This is a genomic window from Rhizobium sp. R339, assembly GCF_002211395.1.
In the GTDB taxonomy this organism is placed as follows: Bacteria; Pseudomonadota; Alphaproteobacteria; order Rhizobiales; family Rhizobiaceae; genus Rhizobium.
The window spans coordinates 204002-227384 of record NZ_LOKV01000025.1 but is presented as its reverse complement, the minus strand read 5'-3'; the positions used below and the strand labels follow the sequence as shown (position 1 = coordinate 227384).

Genomic DNA, 23383 nt, shown 5'->3' with positions numbered 1-23383 from the left:
TCCATACATTTTTTTTTGCGTTTGCGAAAGAGGGGAACGCGCAAAAGCTGCGGCAAGGCCGTCGCCATGCCGCATCGAAGCGTGTCATCAAATTGTCTTAGGCGTCGCTGCCTGTCAATTCCTCGAAGGTCGAAAGTCCCTTTTTGACCAGCATCGCATCCGGGCTCGGCAGCTTGCCGCGGAAGGCCTTGTAGGCGTCCTCCGGATCGACCGAGCCGCCGACGGAATAGATATTCTCCTTGAGTTTGCGCGCCATCTCGCCGTTGAAGGCGTCCCCCGTCTCCTCGAAGGCGGCGAAGGCATCGGCATCAAGCACCTCAGACCACATGTAGGAATAGTAGCCGGCCGAATAGCCGCCGGAAAAGATGTGCTGGAAGTGCGGCGTGGCGTGGCGCATGACGATCGATTTCGGCATGCCGATTTCGGCCAGCACCTCGGCCTGCACCACCATCGGGTCTTCGACGGCCTCGCGCGTGTGAAACGCCATATCGACCAATGCCGACGAGGTGAACTCGACGGTGTTGAAGCCCGCATTGAAGGTGCGCGCCGCCAGCACCTTGTCGAGCAGAGCCTCGGGCATCGGCTCGCCGGTTTCGAAGTGCACGGCATATTCCTTGAGGATGGCGGGCACAGTCAACCAGTGTTCGTAGAGCTGCGAGGGCAATTCAACAAAATCGCGCGAGACGCCGGTACCGGAAACCGAGGGGTAGGTGACATCAGAAAGCATGCCGTGCAGCGCATGGCCGAACTCGTGGAACAGCGTGCGCGCATCGTCGAGTGACAGCAGCGCCGGCTTGCCTTCGGCGGGCTTGGCGAAATTGCAGACATTGTAGATGATCGGCAATTCGCCGCGGCGGCCGTTCTTGAGCTCCAGCCGGTGCTGCGATTGCAGCGAGCTCATCCAGGCGCCGGACCGTTTCGAACTGCGGGCGAAATAGTCGCCGAGGAAGAGGGCGACCAGCCTGTCGTCACGGTCCCTGATTTCGAACACCCTGACATCGGGATGATAGGCCGGCACGCCTTTCTTCTCGACCGCCCGGATGCCGAACAGCCTTCCCGCCACATCGAAGCAGGCATCGATGATCTTCTCGAGCTGCAGATAGGGCTTCAGTTCGGCCTCGGAGAAATCGAACTTCCGCGCCCGGATCTTTTCGGCGTAGTGGCGCCAGTCCCAGGGCATCACCTCATGGTTCCGCCCCTCTTCGGCGATTAGCGCCGCGATGTCGATCTCTTCTTCGCCGGCGCGCTTCACCGCCCGCGCCCATACGGCCTTAAGCAGGTCGTTCACCGCATCGGCCGTCTTGGCCATCGTATTGTCGAGCTTCAGCTCGGCGAAATTCCCGTAGCCGAGCAGCTTCGCCACCTGGTGGCGCAGGGCGAGCGTTTCCTTGATGACGCCGCGGTTGTCCGTCTCCCCGCCGTTTGCGCCGCGCGCCACCCATGCCTTAAAGGCCTGTTCGCGCAGGTCCCGGCGCTCAGAGAAAGTCAGGAACGGCTCGATGATCGAGCGCGACAGCGTTACGGCATATTTGCCTTCTTCGCCCCGTTCACGCGCCGCCGCCGCCATCGCATCGCGCAGGAATTCCGGAAGACCGTCGAGCTCGGCGCCTTCGGAGAGCACGAGCGCCCACGCCTTCTCGTCGGCCAGCACGTTCTGGCCGAATTGCGTGCCGAGACCGGCGAGCTTTTCGTTGATCGCGGCGAGCTGCTCCTGCTCGGCCTTCTCAAGCTTGGCGCCCGATTTGACGAAGCCTTTCCAATGGCGTTCCAGCACGCGCGTTTGTTCGAGCGTCAGTCCAAGGTTCTCGCGGTTCTCCCAGAGCGTATCGATACGGGCAAACAGCGCTGCGTTCATTCCGATCTTCGAATAATGGCGCGACATTTTCGGCGAGATCTCCCGCTCCAGCGCCTGGATCACGTCGTTGGTGTGGGCTCCCGCCCTGTTCCAGAATAGCGACGAGACGCGCGACAGCGCATCGCCGGCGATCTCGAGCGCGACGATCGTATTCTCGAATGTCGGCGCATCGCCGTTTCCGGCGATCGCGTCGATCTCCCTTTCATGCTCGGCGAGCGCGGCCTCGAAGGCGGCGGCAAAATCGCCGTCGTTCAAGGCGTCGAAGCGCGGCAGGCCGTGAAGGCCGTCCCAGTTGACCAGCGCCGGATTGAAATCATGTGGAGAAGGCATCGGAGAATCCTTTTTGGCATGCGAATGGATCGTCAATATAGGAGAGCGGCCGCGGAATTGGTATGTCGCAGGCAGGGCCTTTTGCCTCGCCCGCCAAATCCGGTGGACATCCGTAAAATCTGGTGGACAAATTTTGACGCGTGAAAATTAACCATTTGTTAACGATTGACGCGAATCAGGCACAAGCGCTAGTTTCCTAGTGATCTTCCTGCCAGGGGACATGCGCCATGGAAATTTTTTCCCTGCGGTCTTCTCAGAGTTTGCTATTTAAAAACAACCCTAATAACGCAAAAAATTCGAAGACTGCCGATATTCACATCGAGACCAAGGCTCCGGCCCCCGCCTCGTTCCAGATCGAAGACAGCCTCGATGAAGGGCCTGATTTTACTGCGGTCAGCCCCGGAGAGCTGCGCACTTACGCGCGCCAAAGCTTCGACAGCGGCGTGATCGATCAGACCACCTACGCCGCGATCTCCGAGCCATTGCCGATGCATGCGATCGATCCGCTCGGCAACGTGATCGACCTCTCCAGCGTCACCGACGGCACGAGCTTCAATTTCCTCGATTATTACCGAAACCAGCTGCAGATCGCCATGTCGATCGGCGATCCTCATGACGTCCAGACCCTGAAATCGATCGTCAATTTCCTGGATGGCTGAGTTAAGCCTTGCGCCAGCCGAGCAGGCCGGGCGTCGCGTGCCATAGCGCCTGGACCGCGAAACCCATGAAAAGCACGCCTGATGTGCGCACGATCAGCCGCTCATGGGCGCGATAGAAGCGGCGCACCGCACCGGCGCCGATGACGCCGATCAGGATAATGTCGGCGGTGACGAAGCCCAGAAAGGACACGGCGAGAAGCACCGGCAGCGCCTCGAAATCGAGCGCGCCGGCAGAGCCTGCGACCAGCGCGGTGAAGGTGGCGAGAGCGACCGGATAACCCTTCGGATTGGTGACGCCGAAAATCAGGCCGCGGCGAAACGGCCGCTCGACCATGACGAGCGCCTGACCATCCGCTTTCGGCTTGGCATTGACGGCGCTCCAGCCGATCCAGGCGAGATAAAAGCCGCAGGCAAGGCCGAGTAGATCGAAGACGAAGGTTCCGATCGTCTTCGCCCCGACGATCGCGATCAGCGCCAGGGAGGACCAGATGATGTCCCCCACGAGATGCCCCATCATGAACAAAGCGCCGGCCTTGCGGCCCTGCCCCGCGCCGATGCCGAGAAGCTGCAGGAAGGCAGGCCCGGGAATGAGCACGTAGAAAAGCGCCGCCAGGAAGGCGCCGAAGAGCAGGGACTGCGTCATGGAAAAGCTCCGAGGATAATCGCGGCAGAGTAAGTCATCCCCGGTATCCGTCAAGGGCATGGCGGCGGCTTCCGGCTCAAAGCGGAAGTTTCCGAGTTGGCCCTTTAGTGGTGCGCGCTGCCGATTGCCGGTACGGTAAACGTCACGACTTTTCCGCCGAGTACTTCATGTTCCGGCGTGGCCATTTCGATGAGCACCTTGTGCTCGCCTGGCGGCAGCGCGGTAAGGACGATAGCGCCGGTGCCGCCCGCATCGGCCCACCGCCAGGGCAGGTCGTCGATGCTGACATGAAGGTGACCGGCCCTCGGCGAGACGCCGCTGGCGCTGGCGCCGAAGATCGGCAGGATGCGGAAATTCTCGGTTCGATAGGGAATGATGGCCACCGCTCGGCTGGCGAGCGGTCCGGCAAGGGGCTGATCCACGACGAGTTTGGGTGCGGGCTCGTTCTTGATGGGAAGGAACTGCGTCGCCGTTTCCGCGTGGATGGGCGTGCCGGCGGCAAGCAACAAAGCTGCCGCCGCGAGGGCTCTTGCGATCGTGGTCATGACAATATCCTCTGGTGTTCGCGCCGGTCCGGACCGGCATTTCCTCCGGACGCCGGCGCGATATCGGGTTGGAAGGCCTTGATCGGAGACCGATCAGGCGACGTTGAGTTCGACGGCGATATTGCCGCGGGTGGCCTTGGAATAAGGGCAGAGCTGATGAGCCCGCTCGACCAGGGACCTGGCGAGATCCGCCTCGATGCCGGGCAGCTTCGCATTCAGCCGTGCCTGCAGCACATAGCCGCCGTCATTCGAGACCAGGTCGATCTCGGCATGGATGGCAGCGTCGGCGGGCACGCGAAGCTGACGCTCCGCGGCCGCTCTTCCGATAGCGCCGAGGAAGCAGGCGGACCAGCCCGCGGCGAAGAGCTGCTCGGGATTGGTGCCTGCACCCGAGGAACCGGGCGGGGACAATGTCACGTCGAGACGTCCATCGGAACTGCGCGACGCGCCGTCACGCCCGCCGGTGGTACTGGTTTTGCCTGTGTAGATGACTGTCGACATTCGGATACTCCTTGTTGGATTTCAGCCGGCTGAGATAGCCGCGGCTGGCACGCGCCGCCCAGGATCAATGGGGCTTTGGGCTGCGATGACGGGAAGATGAGCTTCGCAAGGCCGGTCCGGTAGCGAGCAGAAGCGAGAGTGAGCCTCTCATTTTCTCTCGCTACCGCCGGTGCCGGAGTTACGCGATCTTCAGGGCACCAACCGAATCGCGACCGCTGAAGCGATCCGCTTTCACACCCGTCCGGGAGACCGACATGAACACGCATTTCAAACGCAAGATTGTCTTCGCTCTGTCGATGGGCGTCGTGACGACAGGACTGATCTCTTTCACGCTGCTCGCGCTTAATCAGGGCTTCTCGAAGGGGTTCGTCCTGACATGGCTGCGCTCGTGGAGCATCGCCTATCTCATCGTCATCCCCGCCATCCTGCTGATCGGTCCTCGCCTTCAGGCGCAGATCGACCGCGTCATCCGTGACGTCTAGAACAGGGTGATTTTACAAAGAAGAGGCGCTTCATTCCGGTGACGGCGCATCGCCATAGCTGCCGCAAGCCGCGCGAAGCCGGGGGAGCGTCCAATCGATGAAGGCGCGCACCTTCAAAGCGAGTAAGCCCTGACGCGAATAGACGATGTGGATCGGCTTGGGTTCGCCGTCGTAGTCCTTCAAGATCTGCACGAGCGCGCCCGAGGACACCTCCTCCGGAACTTGGTAATCGAAGAGGCGGGCAATCCCGACCCCATTCAGCGCGGCGGCAACGCAATTGGCGGCCGTGTTCACCTCGATCCGGCTCCGTGGCATGACTTCGACAGGCTTCCCCCCGATCTCGAAACTCCAAAAGAACGACCGCTTGTGAAACATGATCCCATCGTGATCGGCGAGCTCGGTGGGATGTTGGGGAACGCCATGCCGTTCCAGATAGGCCGGGCTTGCGCAGGTCAGTAGACGGAACTCGCCGGCCTTGACGGCGTAGAGCGAACTGTCGACCAACTCACCAAGCCGGATGGCGACATCGACCTGTTCATTGACCAGATGAACGGAGCGGTCGAGCGAAAGAACGTTCAGCGTCACCTCCGGATGCCTGTTCACGAAGTCGAGTGCGATCGGCAGAACATAGCGGTGGCCGAATTCGATCGGCATCGTGATGGTCAGCAGCCCCCGCGGCATCTGATATTCGCCCGACGCCCTGCGTTCGACCTCCTCCAGATCGGCGATGATCTTTCGCGCCGCCTCGACATAGTCGCGCCCGGCATCGGTGAGCTGGAGGTTGCGGCTCGTTCGGATGATGAGGTTGGTGCCGAGGTATCGCTCCAGATCTGCGACCTTGCGGCTGACGCTCGGCAGCGGCGCGTTCAGCTTCCGACTGCCCGCCGACAAGCTTCCGGCGTCCACCACCGCAAGCAGAACCCGCATTGCATCAAGCCGATCCATAACGCCCCGACGATTAGAAGCCGCGATGTCGGAGGATATGAAAAATCGGTTCTGCTGAATAGGCGGTACAGCTGTCTCGGCGACGCGATGGCCGCTCGGGCGTTGCGCAAGGCCTCGAGAAATCGATGAGCATCGAGAGGGTGGCTCTCATTTTCACCGAGTACCGGCCAAGGCTCTCGGCAAGTAAGTTTCGGCTACTCGATCAAAACGTTCGGCGTCACGGAGGCAAAAGCTCGGGGCGCGCGCGCAACGTCAAAGGGGTGAAGATTATGGACAGATCCTTCTATATCGGCGTGTCGGCCGCTCTCTTTGCGGCCTTTGCCTTTTCGCTCAACTTTGTCGTGCCCTTCATCATCGGCGACTATTCCACCTTCGATTTTGCTCTCATCCGTCATCTCGTCTCAGCTCTCGTCGGCCTGTTCATCCTGTTTTCGGAGAAGCACGTCGCACGCCATCTCACGCTTCGGAACGTTCTGCAGGCCCTCTGGCTCGCCTTCGTCGGATATGTCGGTTACTTCCTCACGGTAACCGGAGCGGCCATCTTTGCCGGCCCCGTCATCGCGCCGGCCTTTCTCGGTCTGGTACCGATCGTCTTGATGGTCATTGGCAATCAGCGGCAGGGCTCCTTGCCATGGCGATCCCTTATGCCACCTTTGGCGCTGGTGCTGATCGGCTTTGTTCTGATCAATGGCACGGCATTCACGGCTGAAGGACTGAATTCGGTCGGATCCTTATGGGTCGGCATACCGCTGGCGCTCGCTGCCGTGGGACTTTGGGTCTGGTTCGCTCTTGCCAATCAGGCTGCACTCGCCGCCCGGCCGGAAATGCCCTCCGGTGTGTGGTCGGCGCTGATACTGGTGGGAGGTGGCGTCTTGATGCTGGCCTTCTATCCCCTCGGTGCCGCGATGGACCTCTTCAAGCTCCCGGCATTGGGATTTGGCTGGAATGCCGCCGGCAGCTTGTATGTTTGGGGTACATCTCTCGCGCTGCTGGCGACCGTAGGCGGCGTCTGGGCCTGGAACATTGCGTCACGCAGCCTGCCCGTCGCCTTGGCCGCGCAGTTGATCGTTTCGGAAACAGCCTTCGGCGTCATCGGAGGACTTGTCGTGCACGCCCGCTGGCCGACCTCGATCGAAGTCGCTGGGGTGGCTGTCCTGATCGCCGGCGTCGTTCTGTCGGTGCGAATTTTCTACGATCGCCAATTTGCATCGGGCAGGACATTGTTTGCACAGGAGTGACCTCTGCGGTCATCTCGAGTGCTCTCAGGAAACACGAAAAAGCCCGCGCGGCGATGCCGGCGGGCTTATCTTTGTTCGAAAGCGAAACGCGATTACTTTGCGAGGTTCCGCTTGCCGAGCGTGCGTAGGCGCAGCGCGTTGAGCTTGATGAAGCCGGCCGCGTCCTTCTGGTCGTAGGCGCCCTGGTCGTCCTCGAAAGTGACGAGCTTGTCGGAATAGAGCGACTTTTCGCTTTCGCGGCCGATGACCATGACGTTGCCCTTATAGAGCTTCAGCGTCACTTCGCCTTCGACATGATCCTGGCTCTTGTCGATGAGGGCCTGCAGCATCTCGCGCTCCGGCGAGAACCAGAAGCCGTAGTAGATGAGCTCCGCGTAGCGCGGCATGATCTCGTCCTTGAGGTGGGCGGCACCGCGGTCGAGCGTGATCGATTCGATAGCGCGGTGCGCCGAGAGCAGGATCGTGCCGCCGGGCGTTTCGTAAACGCCGCGCGACTTCATGCCGACAAAGCGGTTCTCGACGAGGTCGAGACGGCCGATGCCGTTGTCGCGGCCATAGGTGTTGAGGGTGGCCAGCAACGTCGCCGGCGACATCTCGACGCCATTGATCGAGACGGCATCGCCCTTGCGGAAGCCGACCTTGATCACCGTCGCCTTGTCGGGCGCGGCCTCGGGCGAGATCGTGCGCATATGCACATACTCCGGCGCCTCCTGGGCGGGATCCTCGAGAACTTTGCCCTCGGAGGAGGAATGCAGAAGGTTGGCGTCGACGGAGAACGGCGCTTCACCCTTCTTGTCCTTGGCGACCGGGATCTGATGCTGCTCGGCGAAGGCCAGCAGGTCGGTGCGGCTCTTGAACGCCCAGTCGCGCCACGGCGCGATGATCTTGATGTCGGGGTTCAAAGCATAAGCGGACAGCTCGAAACGAACCTGGTCGTTGCCCTTGCCGGTCGCGCCATGGGCGATCGCATCCGCGCCGGTCTTGCGGGCGATGTCGATCAGATGCTTGGAAATCAACGGCCGGGCGATCGAGGTGCCGAGCAGATAGACGCCTTCGTAGACGGCATTGGCGCGGAACATCGGGAAGACGAAATCGCGCACGAATTCCTCGCGCACGTCCTCGATATAGATCTCCTTGATGCCGAGCATCTCGGCCTTCTTGCGCGCCGGCTCCAGCTCTTCGCCCTGGCCAAGGTCGGCGGTGAAGGTGACGACTTCGGCGCCGAGTTCCGTCTGCAGCCACTTCAGGATGATCGAGGTGTCGAGGCCGCCGGAATAGGCGAGCACGACTTTCTTCACGTCTTTGTATGATGCCATGGTGATGAGGTCCGTTACATAAACCCGGCGTAAACCCGGTGTCGCGGCACTTTTAGCGAGATTGACGCGTGACGCAAGGGCAAGTACAGCGGCTGGCAGCGGCGATAGCGTTTGACAGCGCGAATGCGCAACCCATATTCGGCTGCGTCCGCACAATGTCCGAGGAGGGGCTGCCCATGACGAATATTCAAGACATCTTCAAGAAGTCCAATGTCGCGGTCATCACCGGCGGCGCCTCCGGCATCGGTCTTGCCGCGGCGAAATATTTCGCCGGCCGTGGCATGAGTGTCGTCATCGCCGATCTCGGCGGCGACCGGCTGGCAAATGCTGCGGACGAAGTCAAGGCCATCGCCGGCGAAGAAAAGGTAATGGCTGTCGAGACCGACGTCGCGAGCCGCGATTCCCTGGAAGCGCTCGAACGCGCCGTGCTGCAGCGTTTCGGCCGCGTGCACGTGCTGATGAACAATGCCGGCATCGGCCCGGAAACCTCGATCTTCAGCCCCCAGGCAAACTGGGACCATATCTTCGCCGTCAACCTGATGGGCGTCATCAACGGCACCCGCACCTTCGGCCCGAAGATGCTGTCGCATGGCGAGCCCGGCCTCATCATCAACACCGGCTCCAAGCAGGGCATCACCACCCCGCCCGGCAACCCCGCCTACAACATCTCCAAATCAGGCGTGAAGGTCTTTACCGAAGCCCTGGAACATGAGCTTCGCAACATCGAAGGCGGGAAGATCTCGGCGCATCTTCTGATCCCCGGCTTCGTCTTCACCGGTCTCACCAAGGGCGACCGCGCGGAAAAGCCCGCCGGCGCCTGGACCCCGGAGCAGACTGTCGATTTCATGGTCGAAAGCCTCGAGCGCGGCGATTTCTACATCCTCTGCCCCGACAATGACGTTGCCCGACCGGTCGACGAACGCCGCATGGCCTGGGCTGCCGGCGACATCATCGAGAACCGCCCGCCGCTCTCGCGCTGGCACAAGGATTATGCCGACAAGTTCAAGGCCTTCCTCGACCAGAAGTAATGGCTGGCACTGCATGTCGCCCGACAGCCTGCAGCGGTTCCGGGATGACGACATGCACAAAACAGACAGCGAATGCGCGTCGCATGAATCAAGTTTAGTGCGACTGGCATGAGAAGGTTTGATTGGTAATTTTTCGAAAGCCGGATAAGAGATCGTCAGGTCTTTCCGGCTTTCGGAGTGTGCCATGGATTTCCTGCCCAGCCTGCCGACGCTTCTCGGCTTTGCCGCCGCCACGCTGCTGCTCGCGGCGACCCCCGGTCCCGATATGACGCTGTCGATCAGCCGCGCGCTCGCCCAGGGCAAGAATGCCGCCCTCTTCGTCGTCGTCGGCACCAGCCTCGGCATCGTTGTCCATACCATGCTGGTCGCCTTCGGCATATCGGCGCTGATCACCGCCTCGCCGACCGCCTTCCTGATCCTGAAAACCGGTGGCGCCGCCTATCTGTTCTGGCTGGCGGTGCAGGCGATCCGCTTCGGCTCGAAGCTCACCGTCGCCAATGTCGAGACGCAGAAGGGCACGGCGCTTGCGAACATTTCGTCGGGCTTCTGGGTCAATCTTCTGAACCCGAAGGTCATCATCTTCTTCATGACCTTCCTGCCGCAATTCGTCAGCGCCGGCGATCCCGCCGTCACGCAGAAGCTGCTTTTCCTGGGGTTTTGCTTCATCGTGATCGGTATGCCCGTCAATGCCGGCGTGATCCTCGCCGCCGACTGGCTTTCCTCCTGGCTCCAGAACAACAGGAAGGTGCTGCGCGGCATCGACTATGCCTTTGCCGGCGTCTTCTCGCTCTTCGCAGCCAAGATCCTGCTCACCCAGGCGAAATAAATCGCGGTCGGCATAGTCGATCCGCATGCGGGCGGACCGGCAAAACCGGCCGAGGGCTAGCCGATCAACAAAGCATCATCATCGAGCGTCTGACCGCGCATCTTGCGGAACATCGCGATCAGATCCTCGACCTGCAGGTTCTTTCGGTTGTCGCCCGCTACGTCGAGAACGATCTCGCCGCCGTGCAGCATGATCGTGCGGTGGCCGTAATCCAGCGCCTGGCGCATGGAATGCGTCACCATCATCGTCGTCAGCTTGCGCTCGGCAACGATCTTCTGCGTCAGGTTCATCACGAACTCGGCCATCCCGGGATCGAGGGCGGCCGTATGTTCGTCGAGCAGCAGCACTTCCGAACCGGCAAGTGTCGCCATCACGAGCGAAACGGCCTGCCGCTGCCCGCCGGAGAGCAGATCCATGCGGTCCTTCAGCCGGTTTTCCAGCCCGAGATTAAGTTCGGCGATCCGCTCCTTGAAATAGTCGCGCCGCTTGCCACCGAGCGCCGGCACGAGCCCGCGCCTCTCGCCGCGCCGGGCGGCCAGGGCAAGGTTCTCCTCGATCGACAGCGAGCCGCAGCTTCCCGTCAGAGGATCCTGGAAGACACGCGCCACTAGGCCGGCGCGCGCCGCCGTCGATTTGCGCGTCACATCGCTCTTGCCGATCAGAACCTGCCCTTCGCTCGGCAGGACGTCGCCGGCGAGCACACCGAGCAGCGTCGATTTGCCGGCGCCGTTGGAGCCGATGACGGTGACGAAGGAGCCCTGCTCGATGGTCAGGCTGACGCCGTTCAGCGCCTGCTTCTGCAGCGGCGTGCCGCGTCCGAAGACGACCTTGATGTCCTTGACGCTGATCATGATGCGGCACCTCTGCGAAGGCGGGGAAGAATGAGCGCGAAGGTCACCAGCACCGCCGTCACGAAATTGAGGTCGGAGGCCTGCAGGCCGATGACGTCGCTCGACAGCGCCAGCTGGATCGCGATGCGATAGAGGATCGAGCCGAGCACGCAGCCGATGAGCGCGATCAACAGGCCGCGACGTCCGAGCAGCGTCTCGCCGATGATGACGGCGGCAAGACCGACGACGATCGTGCCGACGCCCGAGGTGACGTCGGCAAAGCCGTTCGTCTGGGCAAACAAGGCGCCGCCAAAAGCCACCAGCGCATTCGAGATCGCCATGCCGAGATAGATCTGCCGGCTGGTGTCGACGCCCTGGGCGCGGGCCATCCGCGCATTGGCGCCGGTCGCGCGCATGGCAAGCCCGGCGTCGCTTTCAAGGAAGCGCCAGACCAGTATGAGCGCGACGACAACGAGAACGCCGACAAAGAGCGGCCGCACATAGAAATCGCGAAGGCCGTGGCCGAAGAACGGGCTGATCATCGTATCGGCATTGATGAGGGCGACATTGGGTTTGCCCATCACCCTCAGATTGACGGAGAAGAGCGCGATCATCGTCAGGATCGAGGCGAGCAGGTTGAGGATCTTGAAGCGCACGTTGAGCAGCGCCGTCACCATGCCCGCGCCCGCACCCGCCGCCATCGCAATCAGCGCCGCAAGCCAGGCATTGACGCCGGCGATGATCAGCACCGCGGTCACCGCCGCGCCGAGCGGAAAGGAACCGTCGACCGTCAAGTCGGGAAAGTCGAGGACGCGGAAGGCGAGATAGACGCCGAGAGCGACGAAGGAATAGACCAGGCCGAGCTCGACGGCCCCCCAGAATGCGATTTGGCTCAAGGCTTTCAGCCCCTTTTTGTTACCGTTCCGCCCGTCGCGAAACCGCCTTGTAATACTTCAGCCGCCCCCGCGCAAACGGGAGCGGCTGAATGTGAATGGTCGATGGACCTGCGGCCGACTATTCGATGACCTTGTTGGCGCGCGAAAGCACGCTCTCAGGCAGGGTAACGCCCATCTTTGCCGCAGCAGCCTTGTTGACGACGAGATCGCTGCCGGCGGCGGTCTTGACCGCGATATCGCCAGGGTTTTCACCCTTCAGCACGCGCACGACGATTTCGCCCGTCTGCTTGCCGACATCATAGTAATTGAAGCCGAGGGCAGCGACCGAACCACGCGAAACCGAATCCGTATCGGCGGTGAAGAGCGGCAGCTTGCTCTCCTCGGCGACCGCGACGGCGCCTTCGAGCGCCGAGATGATCGTATTGTCGGTCGGAATGTAGATCGCATCGGCGCGGCCGACGAGGGCGCGGGCCGCACCCTGAACTTCGGCCGACTTGGTGGCAGCCGATTCCACGACCGTCAGGCCGGCCTTTTCGGCTTCGGTCTTCAGCACGGCCAGCAGCGAAACCGAATTCGCCTCACCCGAATTGTAGAGATAGCCGATCGTCTTCACGTCAGGCAGGATTTCCTTGATCAGAGCCAGGTGCTCGGCGACCGGCGACATATCGGAAAGGCCGGTGACGTTGCCGCCGGGCTTGTCCATGTTCTTCACGAGCTGGGCGCCAAGCGGATCGGAGACGGCCGTGAAGACGACGGGAATGTCGCGCGTTGCGGAGACGACGGCCTGGGCCGACGGCGTGGAGATCGGCACGATGACATTCGGCTCGTCACCGGCAAACTGGCGGGCGATCTGGGCTGCCGTCGCGGGATTGCCCTGCGCCGATTCGAACACGAATTTCAGGTTCTCGCCTTCCTTGTAACCGGCGGCCGTCAGCACATCGAGAACGCCCTTGCGGGCGGCATCCAGCGCCGGATGCTCGACGATGGCCGTTACGGCAACGGTCACGTTATCGGCTTTGGCGGGCAGGGAAAGCGCCAAAGTGGCGGCAAGAGCGAGCAGAATCGGGCGCATGGGTTTCCTCCTGATTGATTTTGGCGGCACTATTAGGAAAAGCGCATGCTTAAATCAATGCAGGAGAATTGTAGCGTGGATCAAACTTGCTGATCAGTCGTCGGCGCCGTGATTGGCGATCATCATCGCCTCGAAGGCCAGGCGCTCGGTCTTGCGCATGCGTTCGGATTCGGATTTCAGCTGGCCACAGGCGGCAAGAATGTCGCGGCCGCGCGGCGTACGGATCGGCGAAGCGTAACCCGCCGAATTGATGAAATCGGCGAACTTCTCGATCTGCTCCCAGTCGGAACACTGATAGTTGGTGCCGGGCCAGGGATTGAACGGAATGAGGTTTATCTTAGCCGGCACGCCTTTCAGGAGCTTGATCAGCCCCTTGGCATCTTCCAGGCTGTCGTTGACATCCTTCAGCATGACATACTCGAAGGTGATGCGCCGCGCATTGGAAAGGCCGGGATAGGCCTTGCAGGCGTCGATCAGTTCCTTCAGCGGATACTTCTTGTTGATCGGCACCAGAATATCGCGCAGGTCGTCGCGCACCGCGTGCAGCGAGATCGCCAGCATGACGCCGATCTCCTCGCCGGTGCGGAAGATCTCAGGCACGACGCCCGACGTGGAGAGCGTCACGCGGCGTTTGGACAGCGACAGGCCGTCGCCATCCGTGGCGATCAGCAGCGCCTGCTTGACGGCATCGAAATTATAGAGCGGCTCGCCCATGCCCATCATTACGATATTGCTGACCTTGCGGCCTTCGGCCGGCATGATCGTGCCCTGCGGCGCTTCGCGATCGGGGAAGTCGCCGAGCCGGTCGCGGGCGAGTAGCAGCTGCGACAGGATTTCCTCCGCCGTCAGGTTGCGCACCAGCCGCTGCGTGCCGGTGTGACAGAAGGAACAGGTGAGCGTGCAGCCGACCTGGCTGGAAATGCAGAGCGTGCCGCGGCCCTCTTCCGGAATGTAGACGGCTTCGATCTCGACCGGGCGGCCGGCGCCCCGCGCGGGAAAGCGCAGCAGCCATTTGCGGGTGCCGTCGTTGGAAACCTGCTCCTCGACGATCTCAGGACGCGCAATGGTGAAATGCTGCTTCAGCATTTCACGCATGTCCTTGGCGACATTCGTCATGTGATCGAAATCGGAGACGCCGCGCACATAGATCCAGTTCCAGAGTTGCGCGACGCGCATCTTGATCTGCTTCTCGGCCACGCCCTTTTCCCTGAGCGCTGCCGCCATCTCCTCGCGGGAAAGCCCGATCAGGGACGGCTTCTCGACGCCGGAAGAGGCGCGCGGCGTCTCAGGCTTGGTGACAACGATCGCATCCATGACGGACATAGGCATTCATCCCGAATTCGAACACGTAACCGTTCCGCAAGCCGCGGACCTCAGGGCTAAGCCGGAAGACGTGGGGCGCATGACGGCACATTGGCAGAAATTGAATGGCGGAACGGCGACTGATATCGCGATCTGTCCGCTGTTGGCGCGGGCTTTAGCATCATTTTGCCCGCGCGTCACTAGAGATAGAAATGATGAGGGCCGGCGCAAGGCCGGCCCTCTGAAACTTCTCAGACGAGATGTCGCTTACTTGCAAGTTTCGATCTGCTTCAGCGCAGCCGAAATGCCCGAGAGCGAATAGCTGTAGGAGGTGCCCGTGCCCTTGCGCGAAGTGGCGTTCACCGTCATCGAGTGACCGGTCTTCATCGCGGCGACGAGCGCCGGCTCCTGTGCCGCGTTCTCGACCCAGCCGGCCTTGTCCTTGGTGAACATCACGAAGGTCTTGTTGTCGATGACGACGTTGATCTTCGAATTTTCCTTCACCGTATAGCCCATCATCGCCTGCGGCTCGTAGGAGATGTTCTGGCCTGGACGCTGCGAGACGATGAAGAAATTGTCGCCGTGATCGACGCTCGCCGGCTGCTTTGCCGTCGGAACGGACAGCACGTAGCAGACGGTGCTGTTGCCTGACTTGTAGGAATAAGCACCCCAGGCCTGGAACTGCTGGATGCGGTTCGGCGCGGCCTGCTGCGCTGCCGCCACTCCGGCCATACCAAGGGTGAGTGCGAGGGCGGATACGATACTTTTTACAAACATGGATTCCTGCCGGTTCTTGCGATTCAAGGCCCGAAGCGATCATAGCGGGCGCCGCATAATCACGATCTGCTTTATTTTGACTTAATTCAGGTTACCAAATGGTCAACAATAGCTGCAATTTGTATTGGCCTGTGTCATTTCAGCTCGGGTATCAACTTTCGCCCCTTTGACGGTCTCGTTCGTGACACCATGTCCTGATGCCACCGGCCGTGCGTTCGGCTGAATTTAAGACACAAAGATTCAGGCAAGAGTTTGACCTTTCTCAATTCCGTTGTACCTCATTAACACTTGGAAATTCGGGACAAAATTTTCGCCGCAGGGGGCTCGTGAGAGGACATGGATGCCGAGGAAAGACAGCGTTTCGCTGCCCTCGCGAAGGCCGTCGCGGACAACCGCGACCAGCAGGCCTTTTCCGTCCTGTTCGACTATTTCGCGCCCCGCCTGAAGGCCTGGCTGATGCGCCAGAGAATGACGGCAGGCGAAGCCGAGGAACTGGTCCAGGAGATCATGATCGTGCTCTGGCACAAGGCGGGCCTCTACGACGCGACGCGATCTTCGCTTTCGACCTGGCTTTTCCGAATCGCCCGCAACCGCCGGATCGATCTGCAGCGCCGCACCAGCATCCGCGTCTTCGACGAGACCGATCCGACCCTGCAGCCGCCGGCCGGGATCGGCGCGGACGAAATGATCGCCAATGACGACCGTGACGCCAAGATACGCGCCGCCGTCGGCCAACTGCCGGAAGAGCAGCGCGACATGCTGCGCGCCGCCTTCTTCCTCGGCCAATCGCATTCCGAGATCGCCGAGGCGACCGGACTGCCACTCGGCACGGTGAAATCGCGTATCCGGCTCGCTTTCGCCAAGCTTCGCAAGGTGCTGGAGCAGGAGAACGCTTGAAGCGCGCTGCCCGGAACTCCGGCAGCGGGGGCTTATGCGGAAGCGCAGACCGCGCCCTTAGATCGTCTTCATCGCTTCCTCTGGCCCATCGGCAAGAACGCGGTCGGCCGATTCATAGTGGCGCGGCCGGATATTGCCGCGCACCATGGCGAAGGCGGCCGAGAGCACGGCGATGTCATCCGAAAAGCCGATGACGGCGAAAATATCCGGGACGATATCGACCGGCATGACGAAGTAGGCGAGGGCTGCGAGCAGCACGCCCCGCACCTTGGTCGGCGTCTGCGGATCGAGCGCGCAGTAAAAACCGGCGACGACATCGCGCGAAAACGGAATCTGCCGCACCGCCCGCCGGAAGGTCGGCCAGAATTTCTGCCGCACCGTCTTCTCCCGTCGGCTCTGCGTATCTTCGTCGCCCGGCAGCAGGATTTCCCCGAATTTGACGTCGTCCATCCCTGATTCCCTTTCCGTCCCAGCGAACATATGGTGATGGCGGTTCCGCTTTCAATCGGCACGCCTTCAGCCGGCGCGTCGCGCAGCCGCCTTTTCCATCGCTGTGGCGAGCTTGAAGTCCAGTTCCGTCAGTCCGCCGGCGTCGTGCGTGTTCAGCGTCACATCCACCTTGGAATAGACGTTGAACCATTCGGGATGGTGGTTGAGTTTCTCGGCAGTGATCGCGGCCTCCGTCATGAAACCGAAGGCTTCGATGAAATTCGAAAACTTGAACGTTTTCGATATGGAGGAGGCGGCGTCATTGAGCGTCCAGCCCGGAAGCGCCCTTAGTTCTGCCTCTGCCGCCGCCCGTTCCAGTCTTTCCCGTTTCATGCCATGGTCCTCTTATCTATCCGACAGGCCTACCGATGAAACGCATCAGCATCCTCTTCGTTTGCATGGGCAATATATGCCGTTCTCCGCTCGCGGAGGGAATCTTTCGCCATCTGGTCGCTGAGGCCGGCCTGGCCGGCCATTTCACGATCGATTCCGCCGGCACCGGCGGCTGGCATGAAGGCGCGCAACCCGATCGCCGTTCGATCGCCATCGCGAAAAGCCACGGCGTCGACATATCAGGACAGCGCGCTCGCCGCATCCGGCCAAGTGATTTCGACAGTTTCGATCTGATCCTCGCCATGGACCGCGACAATCTGGCGGCGCTCGGCAAGGTTGCGTCGCCCAAGGCCAATATCCGGCTCTTCGGCGATGCCGCACTTACAACGGGAGAGGATATTCCCGATCCCTATTATGGCGGCGCTGATGGTTTCGAGCTGGTCTACACCAGGCTCTTGACCGGCTGCAGCAGCCTGCTCGAGACGCTCGGCGTCGAGCGCGCCTCGTGCAGCGGGAACACTTCCTCGGTGAGGTAAGGGCCGCCGCCGACGGATTCACGCGACGACAGCAGCACGAAGCGCGGCGCCGTGAAGGTCGCGGTATGGAAATTGCCGCGTCCGGCCAGATATTGCACGACATCGTCGAGCCGCGAGGATTTGAGCCTTGCCAGCGTCACATGCGGGGTGAATTTGCGGGGGTCCGGCGGCAGCCCGATGCGCTGGCAGATGCGCTCGATCTCACCCTGCAGGGCGTACATCTCAGGCGACTGCGAAACACCGGCCCAGACCGAATGCGGCTTCTTCGAGCCGAAGGAACCGATGCCTTCGAGGCGGAACTGGAATTCCGGCCGGTCGATCCGGTCGAGCCGTTCGACGATTTCATCGGCCGTGCGGCCGTCGACATCACCGATAAAGCGCAGCGTGATGTGGTAGTTCTCCACATCGATCCATCGTGCTCCGGGGAGGCCACCGCGCAGCAATGAAAGGCTCATCGCCGCATTGCGCGGAATTTCGAGGGCGGTAAACAGTCTCGGCATAACGAGCACTCCCCGAATCTTTTGCAGGTGCTTACACGGAATCACGCAATCAATGACCGCGCAAGCCCCTATTTCTTCACAGAAGAAATCGTCCCGACGAAATTTGTGACATCGGCTTCCATCTTCTGAACCATGACATCCACGCCCTTCGCATTCGGATGCATGCCGTCGCCGAGTTTGAGCCCCGCATCGAGCACCACGCCGTCAAGGAAGAAGGCATAAAGCCGAACTCCGTGTTTCTCCGAAAGTTTCCGGTAAATCGGATTGAAGCGTGCGGCATAATCCGCGCCCATGTTGGGCGGCGCCATCATGCCGACGAGGAGCACGGCAATGCCGCGTTCCTTGAGCCGCGTTATCATCTGGTCGAGATTCTTTTCGCTCTCTTCGGGCGGAATGCCGCGCAGCGCATCGTTGGCGCCGAGTTCCAGGATGACGCCGTCGGTGCCGTCAGGCACCGACCAGTCGATGCGGGCCAGCCCCCCTGTCGTCGTATCGCCCGAGACGCCGGCATTGGTGATGGCGACGTCGAGCCCCTTCGCCTTCAGAGCCGCCTGCAGCTTTTCGGGAAAGCCGTCGCCGGGCGGCAGCTGATAGCCTGCCATCAGGCTGTCCCCGAATCCGACGAGATTGATCGTCCGCGCATTGGCACCGGAGGCAAAGATCAGTGAGAGGGCAATGACGGTGAATTGAAGGACGGCAACTTTAAATCTCATCCTGCTTTCCCTAGATTGGCGGGGTGCCGTTATGCGGCAATTTGATTACGGGCTTATATAGGGCGATTTCCGTTGGCAAAAACCATCATCGAGTTGAAGAGCGCCGATCTGACCCTTGGCAGCGCCGCGGCCTCCGTCCATGTGCTGAAGGGTATCGATCTCGATATAGCAGCAGGCGAATCCGTCGGCATCGTCGGCCCTTCCGGGTCCGGCAAGTCCACCCTGCTGATGGTGCTTGCCGGGCTCGAGAAGCTCGACAGCGGCGAAATCAACATCAACGACACGCCGCTCCACAGCCTGAGCGAGGATCAGGTCGCCGATTTCCGCGGCCGCAACATCGGTATCGTCTTCCAGTCCTTCCACCTGATCGCCAACATGACGGCGCTGGAAAACGTCGCCGTGCCGCTGGAACTCGCCAATGTTCCCAATGCCTTCGACATTGCCCATCGCGAGCTGAATTCGGTCGGCCTCGGGCAGCGGCTGAACCACTATCCCGGCCAGCTTTCCGGCGGCGAACAGCAGCGCGTGGCGATTGCCAGGGCGCTCGCTCCCTCGCCCGCTTTGCTGATCGCCGATGAACCCACCGGAAATCTCGATACCGAGACCGGCCGCCAGATCGCCGACCTGCTGTTTGCCAAGCAGGCCGAACGCGGCATGACCCTGCTTCTCGTCACCCATGATGTGTCGCTGGCAAACCGCTGCTCGCGCCAGATCCGTGTCCGCTCCGGCAGGATCGAAGGCGACAGCGCCGCCCGCCACAGCGAGGCGGCATTCGCATGAGGATCATCACGCCGCGTGTTTCGCTCGCTTTTCGCCTGGCGCTCCGCGAGCTGCGCGGCGGCATTCGCGGCTTCTACATCTTCCTTGCCTGCATCGCGCTCGGCACGGGGGCGATCGCCGCCGTCAATTCTGTTTCGCAGTCGATCACCGATACGATCGCTTCGCAGGGCCAGGAGCTGCTGGCCGGCGACGTCCGCTTCGAGCTCAACAACCGCGAAGCCACGCCTGAGGAAATGAGTTTCCTCGAAGGTCTCGGCAAGGTTTCGGTTTCCACAGGCCTGCGTTCGATGGCCCGCAAGCCCGACGGTTCGGACCAGGCGCTGGTCGAGGTCAAGGCGGTCGACGACGCCTATCCGCTCTACGGCCGGTTCGAGGCGGAGCCGAACTACTCCCTCGCGGCGCTTTTGTCCGGCGAAGGCGGCACTTACGGCGCTGTGGCAGCACCGCTGCTTCTCGACCGGCTCGGCATTTCGGTCGGCGACGAGCTGCTGCTCGGCAACGTCAAGCTCAGCATCACCGGCACCGTTAAAACCGAGCCGGATGCGCTGTCGGAAGGTTTCGGCTTTGCGCCGCGCCTGCTCGTCAGCCGCCGAGCGCTCGAAGCCTCGGGGCTGATCCAGACCGGAAGCCTGGTGGAACACGCCTATAAGGTCCGGCTGGAAGACAGGGACGCCATGTCAGGCATCCAGGCGCGCGCCTCCCGGGAATTCCCCTCCGCCGGATGGGCGATCCGCACCAGCGACCGCGCCGCACCCTCGCTCACGGAAAACATCACCCGCTTCTCGCAATTCCTGACCCTTGTGGGCTTGACCGCGCTGATCGTCGGCGGCGTCGGCGTCGCCAATGCCGTGCGCGCCTTCCTGGATTCCAAACGCACCACCATCGCCACCTTCAAATGTCTCGGCGCGCCCGCTGCCACCGTCGTTCTGATCTATCTCTTCCAGATCGCCATCATCGCTTTCGCAGGCATCATGACCGGCCTCGTCATCGGCGCCCTGTCGCCGATATTTGCGGCGCAGTTCCTCGCCCAGTTCCTGCCGGTCTCGACCGCACCGGCCCTCTACCCCGGCGCTCTGCTGCTTGCGACCCTCTTCGGCATCCTGACGACGCTCGCCTTCGCCATCCTGCCGCTTGGCCATGCCCGTGAAGTGCCGGCAACGGCGCTCTTCCGCGAGCAGGGCTTCGAGGCACGCCACCTGCCGTCCTGGCCCTATGTCCTGCTGGCAGCCCTCTTCATGGCGGCCCTTGCCGGCCTCGCCATCCTCACGGCTTACGATCGCTTCATCGCCGTCGTCTTCGTCGGCGCGATCGTCTTCGCCTTCGTCGTCCTGCGCCTCGTCGCAGCAGGGATCGCCTGGCTTGCGCGCCGCAGCCCGCGCGTCAACTCGCCGGCGCTGAGACTTGCGATCGGCAACATCCACCGGCCAGGTGCGCTGACGCCCTCGGTCGTGCTTTCGCTCGGTCTCGGCCTGGCATTGCTGGTGACGCTGACCTTGATCGACGGCAACCTGCGCCGGCAATTGACCGGCCGCATGAACGAAGGTGCGCCGAACTTCTTCTTCGTCGATATCCAGAGCGCTGAGGTCGATGCCTTCCGGAATCTCGTCCAGGCGCAGGCGCCGAACGGCAAGCTCATGGAGGTGCCGATGCTGCGGGGCCGCATCGTCGCCTTCAACGGGGAAGACGTCACCAGGATGAACGTACCGGAGGCCGGCCGCTGGGTGCTGAACGGTGATCGCGGCATCACCTATGCCGACACCCTGCCGGAAAATGCGGCGCTGACCGAAGGCAGTTGGTGGGACAAAGACTACAGCGGCGAACCGCTCGTCTCCTTCTCCTCCGAAGAGGCGCACGAACTCGGCCTGAAGATCGGCGATACAGTCACCGTCAACGTGCTCGGACGCAATATCACGGCGAAGATTGCCAATCTGCGCCGTGTCGAGTGGGAATCGCTGTCGATCAATTTCGTCATGGTCTTCTCGCCCAATACCTTCCGCGGCGCCCCGCATGCCTGGCTCGCGACGCTGACCGATCCCTCCTCGACGCCGGCCGAGGATGCGGCGATCCTGAAATCCGTCACCAACACCTATCCGACGATCACCAGCGTCCGCGTCAAGGATGCGATCGATATCGTCAACCAGCTCGTCGCCCAGCTTGCGACGGCGATCCGTGCCGCAGCGTCGGTGGCCCTCATCGCCTCGATCCTCGTCCTTGCCGGTGCGCTCGCCGCCGGCAACCGGGCGCGCACTCATGACGCGGTGGTGCTGAAGACGCTCGGCGCCACCCGCGCCATGCTGATCCGCGCCTTCAGCTACGAATATCTGATCCTCGGACTGGCGACCGCGATCTTCTCGCTGATCGCCGGCGCGGCCGCCGCCTGGTTCATCGTCGCCCGCATCATGCGCCTGCCTTCCACCTTCCTGCCCGATGTGGCGGGGCTGACGCTCGTCACCGCGCTCGTCCTGACTGTCGGCATCGGCCTCATAGGCACCTGGCGCATCCTGGGGCAGAAGGCAGCGCCCGTCCTGCGCGAACTTTGACGAGGCAGCGGCCTCCAGAAGCCCTTCACCTTACGGCGATTTAACCCGGCCGACCCTTTGCAAGCCCCTTGTTTACAATGGGCGAAAGCCTCATATTGTCTGCAGGCATGCTGGAGCTCCGCAGCGGCGCCCGGGTCGAAAACCCGACACCGTATCTTCATCGGAGCTTGTAAGAGGAAACTATGGCTGATCTTCGTAACTATCAAAGCCGCGCTCAGACCGGCGAGATGATTGATCAAGGCCTGCGCGCATATATGCTCAAGGTCTACAACCTGATGGCGCTGGGTCTGGCGATCACCGGTGTGGCCGCATATCTCGGATTCAACTTCGCCGTTCAGGACGGTCAGCTCACCCAGTTCGGCGAGCTTCTGTTCCGGTCGCCTTTGCGCTGGGTCGTGATCCTTGCGCCTCTTGCGGCCGTCTTCTTCCTGAGCTTCCGCATTAATCGCATGAGCGTGGCCGCCGCGCAGACGACTTTCTGGGTCTATGCAGCCCTGGTCGGCCTGTCGCTCTCGTCGATTTTCCTGGTCTATACGGGCGAAAGCGTCGTTCAGACGTTCTTCGTCACCGCCGCCTCCTTCGGCGCGCTGTCGCTATACGGCTACACGACGAAGCGTGACCTGTCGGCAATGGGCTCGTTCCTGATCATGGGCCTCTTCGGCCTGATCATCGCTTCGATCGTCAACATCTTCCTGGGTTCGTCCGCCCTGCAGTTCGCGATCTCGGTGATCGGCGTGCTGATTTTCGCAGGCCTTACCGCCTACGACACGCAGCGCATCAAGGAACTCTACTACGAAGCCGATGATGTCGCTGTGGCCGGCCGCAAGGCGATCATGGGTGCGCTGACGCTCTATCTCGACTTCATCAACCTCTTCATGTTCCTGCTGCAGTTCATGGGCAACCGTAAATAAGCAGGGGCAGATCGAGATCGAAAAGGCGGCTTCGGCCGCCTTTTTTGTCGTGACGAATGTCGAAGGGGTTAGGCATGCTGCTTCAAGGATTTGTTTTCATCCCGTGCTTTGTCGTTGCCGTACTGTTGGCGAAAGGGTTGCCGGATAGCCTGATCTATTCGGTCATTGCTTGGCTCAGCGCCGTCATTGCCGCCTTGGCCGGCGCAATTTTAGGGGTTCTGGCAATCGGCTATTGGCAGCTGGTACCGATCGACCCGCATACGGGAAATGACCTGGTGCTCTCTGGTGTGGTGCACGTCGTCATGGCTTTCGTCTTGTCGCCATTGCTGATCATGTATGTGAGGCGCAAGGCGCGCAAGCAAGCCGAAAGCTTGAGGATCAAGATTCTCGAATAGCCGCAGAATGGGCATATCGCACCTCGGTTTGCGTCGGCTTTTTT

Annotated in this window: 26 protein-coding genes; 11 read left to right on the top strand and 15 right to left on the bottom strand. The window is 61.6% G+C overall.

From position 1 onward, the window contains the following. Positions 1–97 precede the first annotated feature (97 nt). Positions 98–2185 (bottom strand): M3 family metallopeptidase, encoded by a 2088-nt coding sequence (locus ATY76_RS26090; RefSeq protein WP_088677712.1) that lies wholly within the window; start codon positions 2183–2185, stop codon positions 98–100. A 227-nt stretch (positions 2186–2412) separates the two neighbouring features. Here ATY76_RS26090 and ATY76_RS26085 point away from each other — a divergent pair, with 227 nt between their 5' ends. After that, positions 2413–2844: a hypothetical protein gene (locus ATY76_RS26085; protein ID WP_088677553.1), complete on the top strand. Its 432-nt coding sequence runs from the start codon at positions 2413–2415 to the stop codon at positions 2842–2844. Position 2845: 1 nt separating this feature from the next. Here the strand turns inward: ATY76_RS26085 and ATY76_RS26080 are convergent, their stop codons facing one another. The 3 genes from ATY76_RS26080 to ATY76_RS26070 form a co-directional block, all read right to left on the bottom strand. Further along, positions 2846–3487, bottom strand: a complete 642-nt coding sequence (locus ATY76_RS26080) for a LysE family translocator (RefSeq protein ID WP_088677552.1) — start codon at positions 3485–3487, stop codon at positions 2846–2848. Between the two features lie 104 nt (positions 3488–3591). After that, positions 3592–4032: a DUF6130 family protein gene (locus ATY76_RS26075; protein WP_088677551.1), complete on the bottom strand. Its 441-nt coding sequence runs from the start codon at positions 4030–4032 to the stop codon at positions 3592–3594. Between the two features lie 93 nt (positions 4033–4125). Further along, positions 4126–4533 (bottom strand): organic hydroperoxide resistance protein, encoded by a 408-nt coding sequence (locus tag ATY76_RS26070; RefSeq protein WP_088677550.1) that lies wholly within the window; start codon positions 4531–4533, stop codon positions 4126–4128. A gap of 254 nt (positions 4534–4787) precedes the next feature. Between ATY76_RS26070 and ATY76_RS26065 the strand changes: the two genes are divergently transcribed. After that, complete coding sequence (locus tag ATY76_RS26065) at positions 4788–5015, top strand: DUF2798 domain-containing protein (protein ID WP_088677549.1); 228 nt, start codon at positions 4788–4790, stop codon at positions 5013–5015. A gap of 30 nt (positions 5016–5045) precedes the next feature. On the opposite strand, the gene ATY76_RS26060 is transcribed toward ATY76_RS26065, so the two are convergent. Further along, positions 5046–5960: a LysR family transcriptional regulator gene (locus ATY76_RS26060; RefSeq protein ID WP_088677548.1), complete on the bottom strand. Its 915-nt coding sequence runs from the start codon at positions 5958–5960 to the stop codon at positions 5046–5048. A 269-nt stretch (positions 5961–6229) separates the two neighbouring features. Between ATY76_RS26060 and ATY76_RS26055 the strand changes: the two genes are divergently transcribed. Next, positions 6230–7198, top strand: coding sequence for a DMT family transporter (locus ATY76_RS26055; protein WP_141105051.1), 969 nt, complete (start codon positions 6230–6232; stop codon positions 7196–7198). Positions 7199–7290: 92 nt separating this feature from the next. Here ATY76_RS26055 and ATY76_RS26050 read toward each other — a convergent pair whose 3' ends face one another. Next, positions 7291–8514, bottom strand: coding sequence for an argininosuccinate synthase (locus ATY76_RS26050; RefSeq protein WP_088677547.1), 1224 nt, complete (start codon positions 8512–8514; stop codon positions 7291–7293). A gap of 176 nt (positions 8515–8690) precedes the next feature. Between ATY76_RS26050 and ATY76_RS26045 the strand changes: the two genes are divergently transcribed. Further along, positions 8691–9542, top strand: a complete 852-nt coding sequence (locus ATY76_RS26045) for an SDR family NAD(P)-dependent oxidoreductase (protein ID WP_088677546.1) — start codon at positions 8691–8693, stop codon at positions 9540–9542. 184 nt (positions 9543–9726) lie between these two features. Then, positions 9727–10368 (top strand): LysE family translocator, encoded by a 642-nt coding sequence (locus ATY76_RS26040; protein ID WP_088677545.1) that lies wholly within the window; start codon positions 9727–9729, stop codon positions 10366–10368. A gap of 56 nt (positions 10369–10424) precedes the next feature. Here ATY76_RS26040 and ATY76_RS26035 read toward each other — a convergent pair whose 3' ends face one another. From ATY76_RS26035 to ATY76_RS26015, 5 genes are all read right to left on the bottom strand, one after another. Beyond that, entirely contained in the window at positions 10425–11219 is a 795-nt protein-coding gene (locus ATY76_RS26035) for an ABC transporter ATP-binding protein (protein WP_088677544.1), read from the bottom strand. Continuing rightward, the gene (locus ATY76_RS26030; RefSeq protein ID WP_088677543.1) at positions 11216–12094 is read right to left on the bottom strand and encodes an ABC transporter permease; all 879 of its coding nucleotides are present in this window, start codon (positions 12092–12094) and stop codon (positions 11216–11218) included. The genes ATY76_RS26035 and ATY76_RS26030 overlap by 4 nt, the downstream gene beginning before the upstream one ends. Before the next feature lie 118 nt (positions 12095–12212). Continuing rightward, positions 12213–13166: an ABC transporter substrate-binding protein gene (locus tag ATY76_RS26025; protein WP_088677542.1), complete on the bottom strand. Its 954-nt coding sequence runs from the start codon at positions 13164–13166 to the stop codon at positions 12213–12215. Between the two features lie 93 nt (positions 13167–13259). Continuing rightward, on the bottom strand, positions 13260–14489 hold the full coding sequence (gene rlmN, locus ATY76_RS26020; RefSeq protein WP_088677541.1) for a 23S rRNA (adenine(2503)-C(2))-methyltransferase RlmN: 1230 nt from the start codon (positions 14487–14489) through the stop codon (positions 13260–13262). Between the two features lie 246 nt (positions 14490–14735). Continuing rightward, the gene (locus tag ATY76_RS26015) at positions 14736–15245 is read right to left on the bottom strand and encodes an invasion associated locus B family protein (protein WP_088677540.1); all 510 of its coding nucleotides are present in this window, start codon (positions 15243–15245) and stop codon (positions 14736–14738) included. A gap of 336 nt (positions 15246–15581) precedes the next feature. On the opposite strand from ATY76_RS26015, the gene ATY76_RS26010 reads away from it, so the two are divergent. Then, positions 15582–16142: a sigma-70 family RNA polymerase sigma factor gene (locus ATY76_RS26010; protein ID WP_088677539.1), complete on the top strand. Its 561-nt coding sequence runs from the start codon at positions 15582–15584 to the stop codon at positions 16140–16142. 57 nt (positions 16143–16199) lie between these two features. Here ATY76_RS26010 and ATY76_RS26005 read toward each other — a convergent pair whose 3' ends face one another. Together ATY76_RS26005 and ATY76_RS26000 are read right to left on the bottom strand one after the other, a co-directional pair. Next, entirely contained in the window at positions 16200–16592 is a 393-nt protein-coding gene (locus tag ATY76_RS26005) for a YkvA family protein (RefSeq protein ID WP_088677538.1), read from the bottom strand. Between the two features lie 66 nt (positions 16593–16658). Continuing rightward, positions 16659–16964, bottom strand: a complete 306-nt coding sequence (locus ATY76_RS26000; RefSeq protein ID WP_088677537.1) for a 4a-hydroxytetrahydrobiopterin dehydratase — start codon at positions 16962–16964, stop codon at positions 16659–16661. Between the two features lie 35 nt (positions 16965–16999). On the opposite strand from ATY76_RS26000, the gene ATY76_RS25995 reads away from it, so the two are divergent. Next, the gene (locus ATY76_RS25995; RefSeq protein ID WP_088677536.1) at positions 17000–17500 is read left to right on the top strand and encodes a low molecular weight protein-tyrosine-phosphatase; all 501 of its coding nucleotides are present in this window, start codon (positions 17000–17002) and stop codon (positions 17498–17500) included. On the opposite strand, the gene thpR is transcribed toward ATY76_RS25995, so the two are convergent. After that, entirely contained in the window at positions 17407–18000 is a 594-nt protein-coding gene (gene thpR, locus ATY76_RS25990) for an RNA 2',3'-cyclic phosphodiesterase (RefSeq protein WP_088677535.1), read from the bottom strand. The two genes, ATY76_RS25995 and thpR, sit on opposite strands and share 94 nt — an antisense overlap. Positions 18001–18068: 68 nt before the next feature. Further along, positions 18069–18713, bottom strand: coding sequence for an arylesterase (locus ATY76_RS25985; RefSeq protein ID WP_088677534.1), 645 nt, complete (start codon positions 18711–18713; stop codon positions 18069–18071). Positions 18714–18785: 72 nt separating this feature from the next. Here ATY76_RS25985 and ATY76_RS25980 point away from each other — a divergent pair, with 72 nt between their 5' ends. From ATY76_RS25980 to ATY76_RS25965, 4 genes are all read left to right on the top strand, one after another. After that, positions 18786–19493: an ABC transporter ATP-binding protein gene (locus ATY76_RS25980; RefSeq protein WP_088677533.1), complete on the top strand. Its 708-nt coding sequence runs from the start codon at positions 18786–18788 to the stop codon at positions 19491–19493. Continuing rightward, a complete protein-coding gene (locus ATY76_RS25975; RefSeq protein WP_088677532.1) occupies positions 19490–22033 on the top strand; it encodes an ABC transporter permease in 2544 nt (847 codons plus the stop codon). The genes ATY76_RS25980 and ATY76_RS25975 overlap by 4 nt, the downstream gene beginning before the upstream one ends. Before the next feature lie 182 nt (positions 22034–22215). Beyond that, positions 22216–22944, top strand: coding sequence for a Bax inhibitor-1/YccA family protein (locus tag ATY76_RS25970; RefSeq protein ID WP_088677531.1), 729 nt, complete (start codon positions 22216–22218; stop codon positions 22942–22944). Positions 22945–23018: 74 nt separating this feature from the next. After that, entirely contained in the window at positions 23019–23339 is a 321-nt protein-coding gene (locus ATY76_RS25965) for a hypothetical protein (RefSeq protein WP_088677711.1), read from the top strand. Positions 23340–23383: the final 44 nt, after the last annotated feature.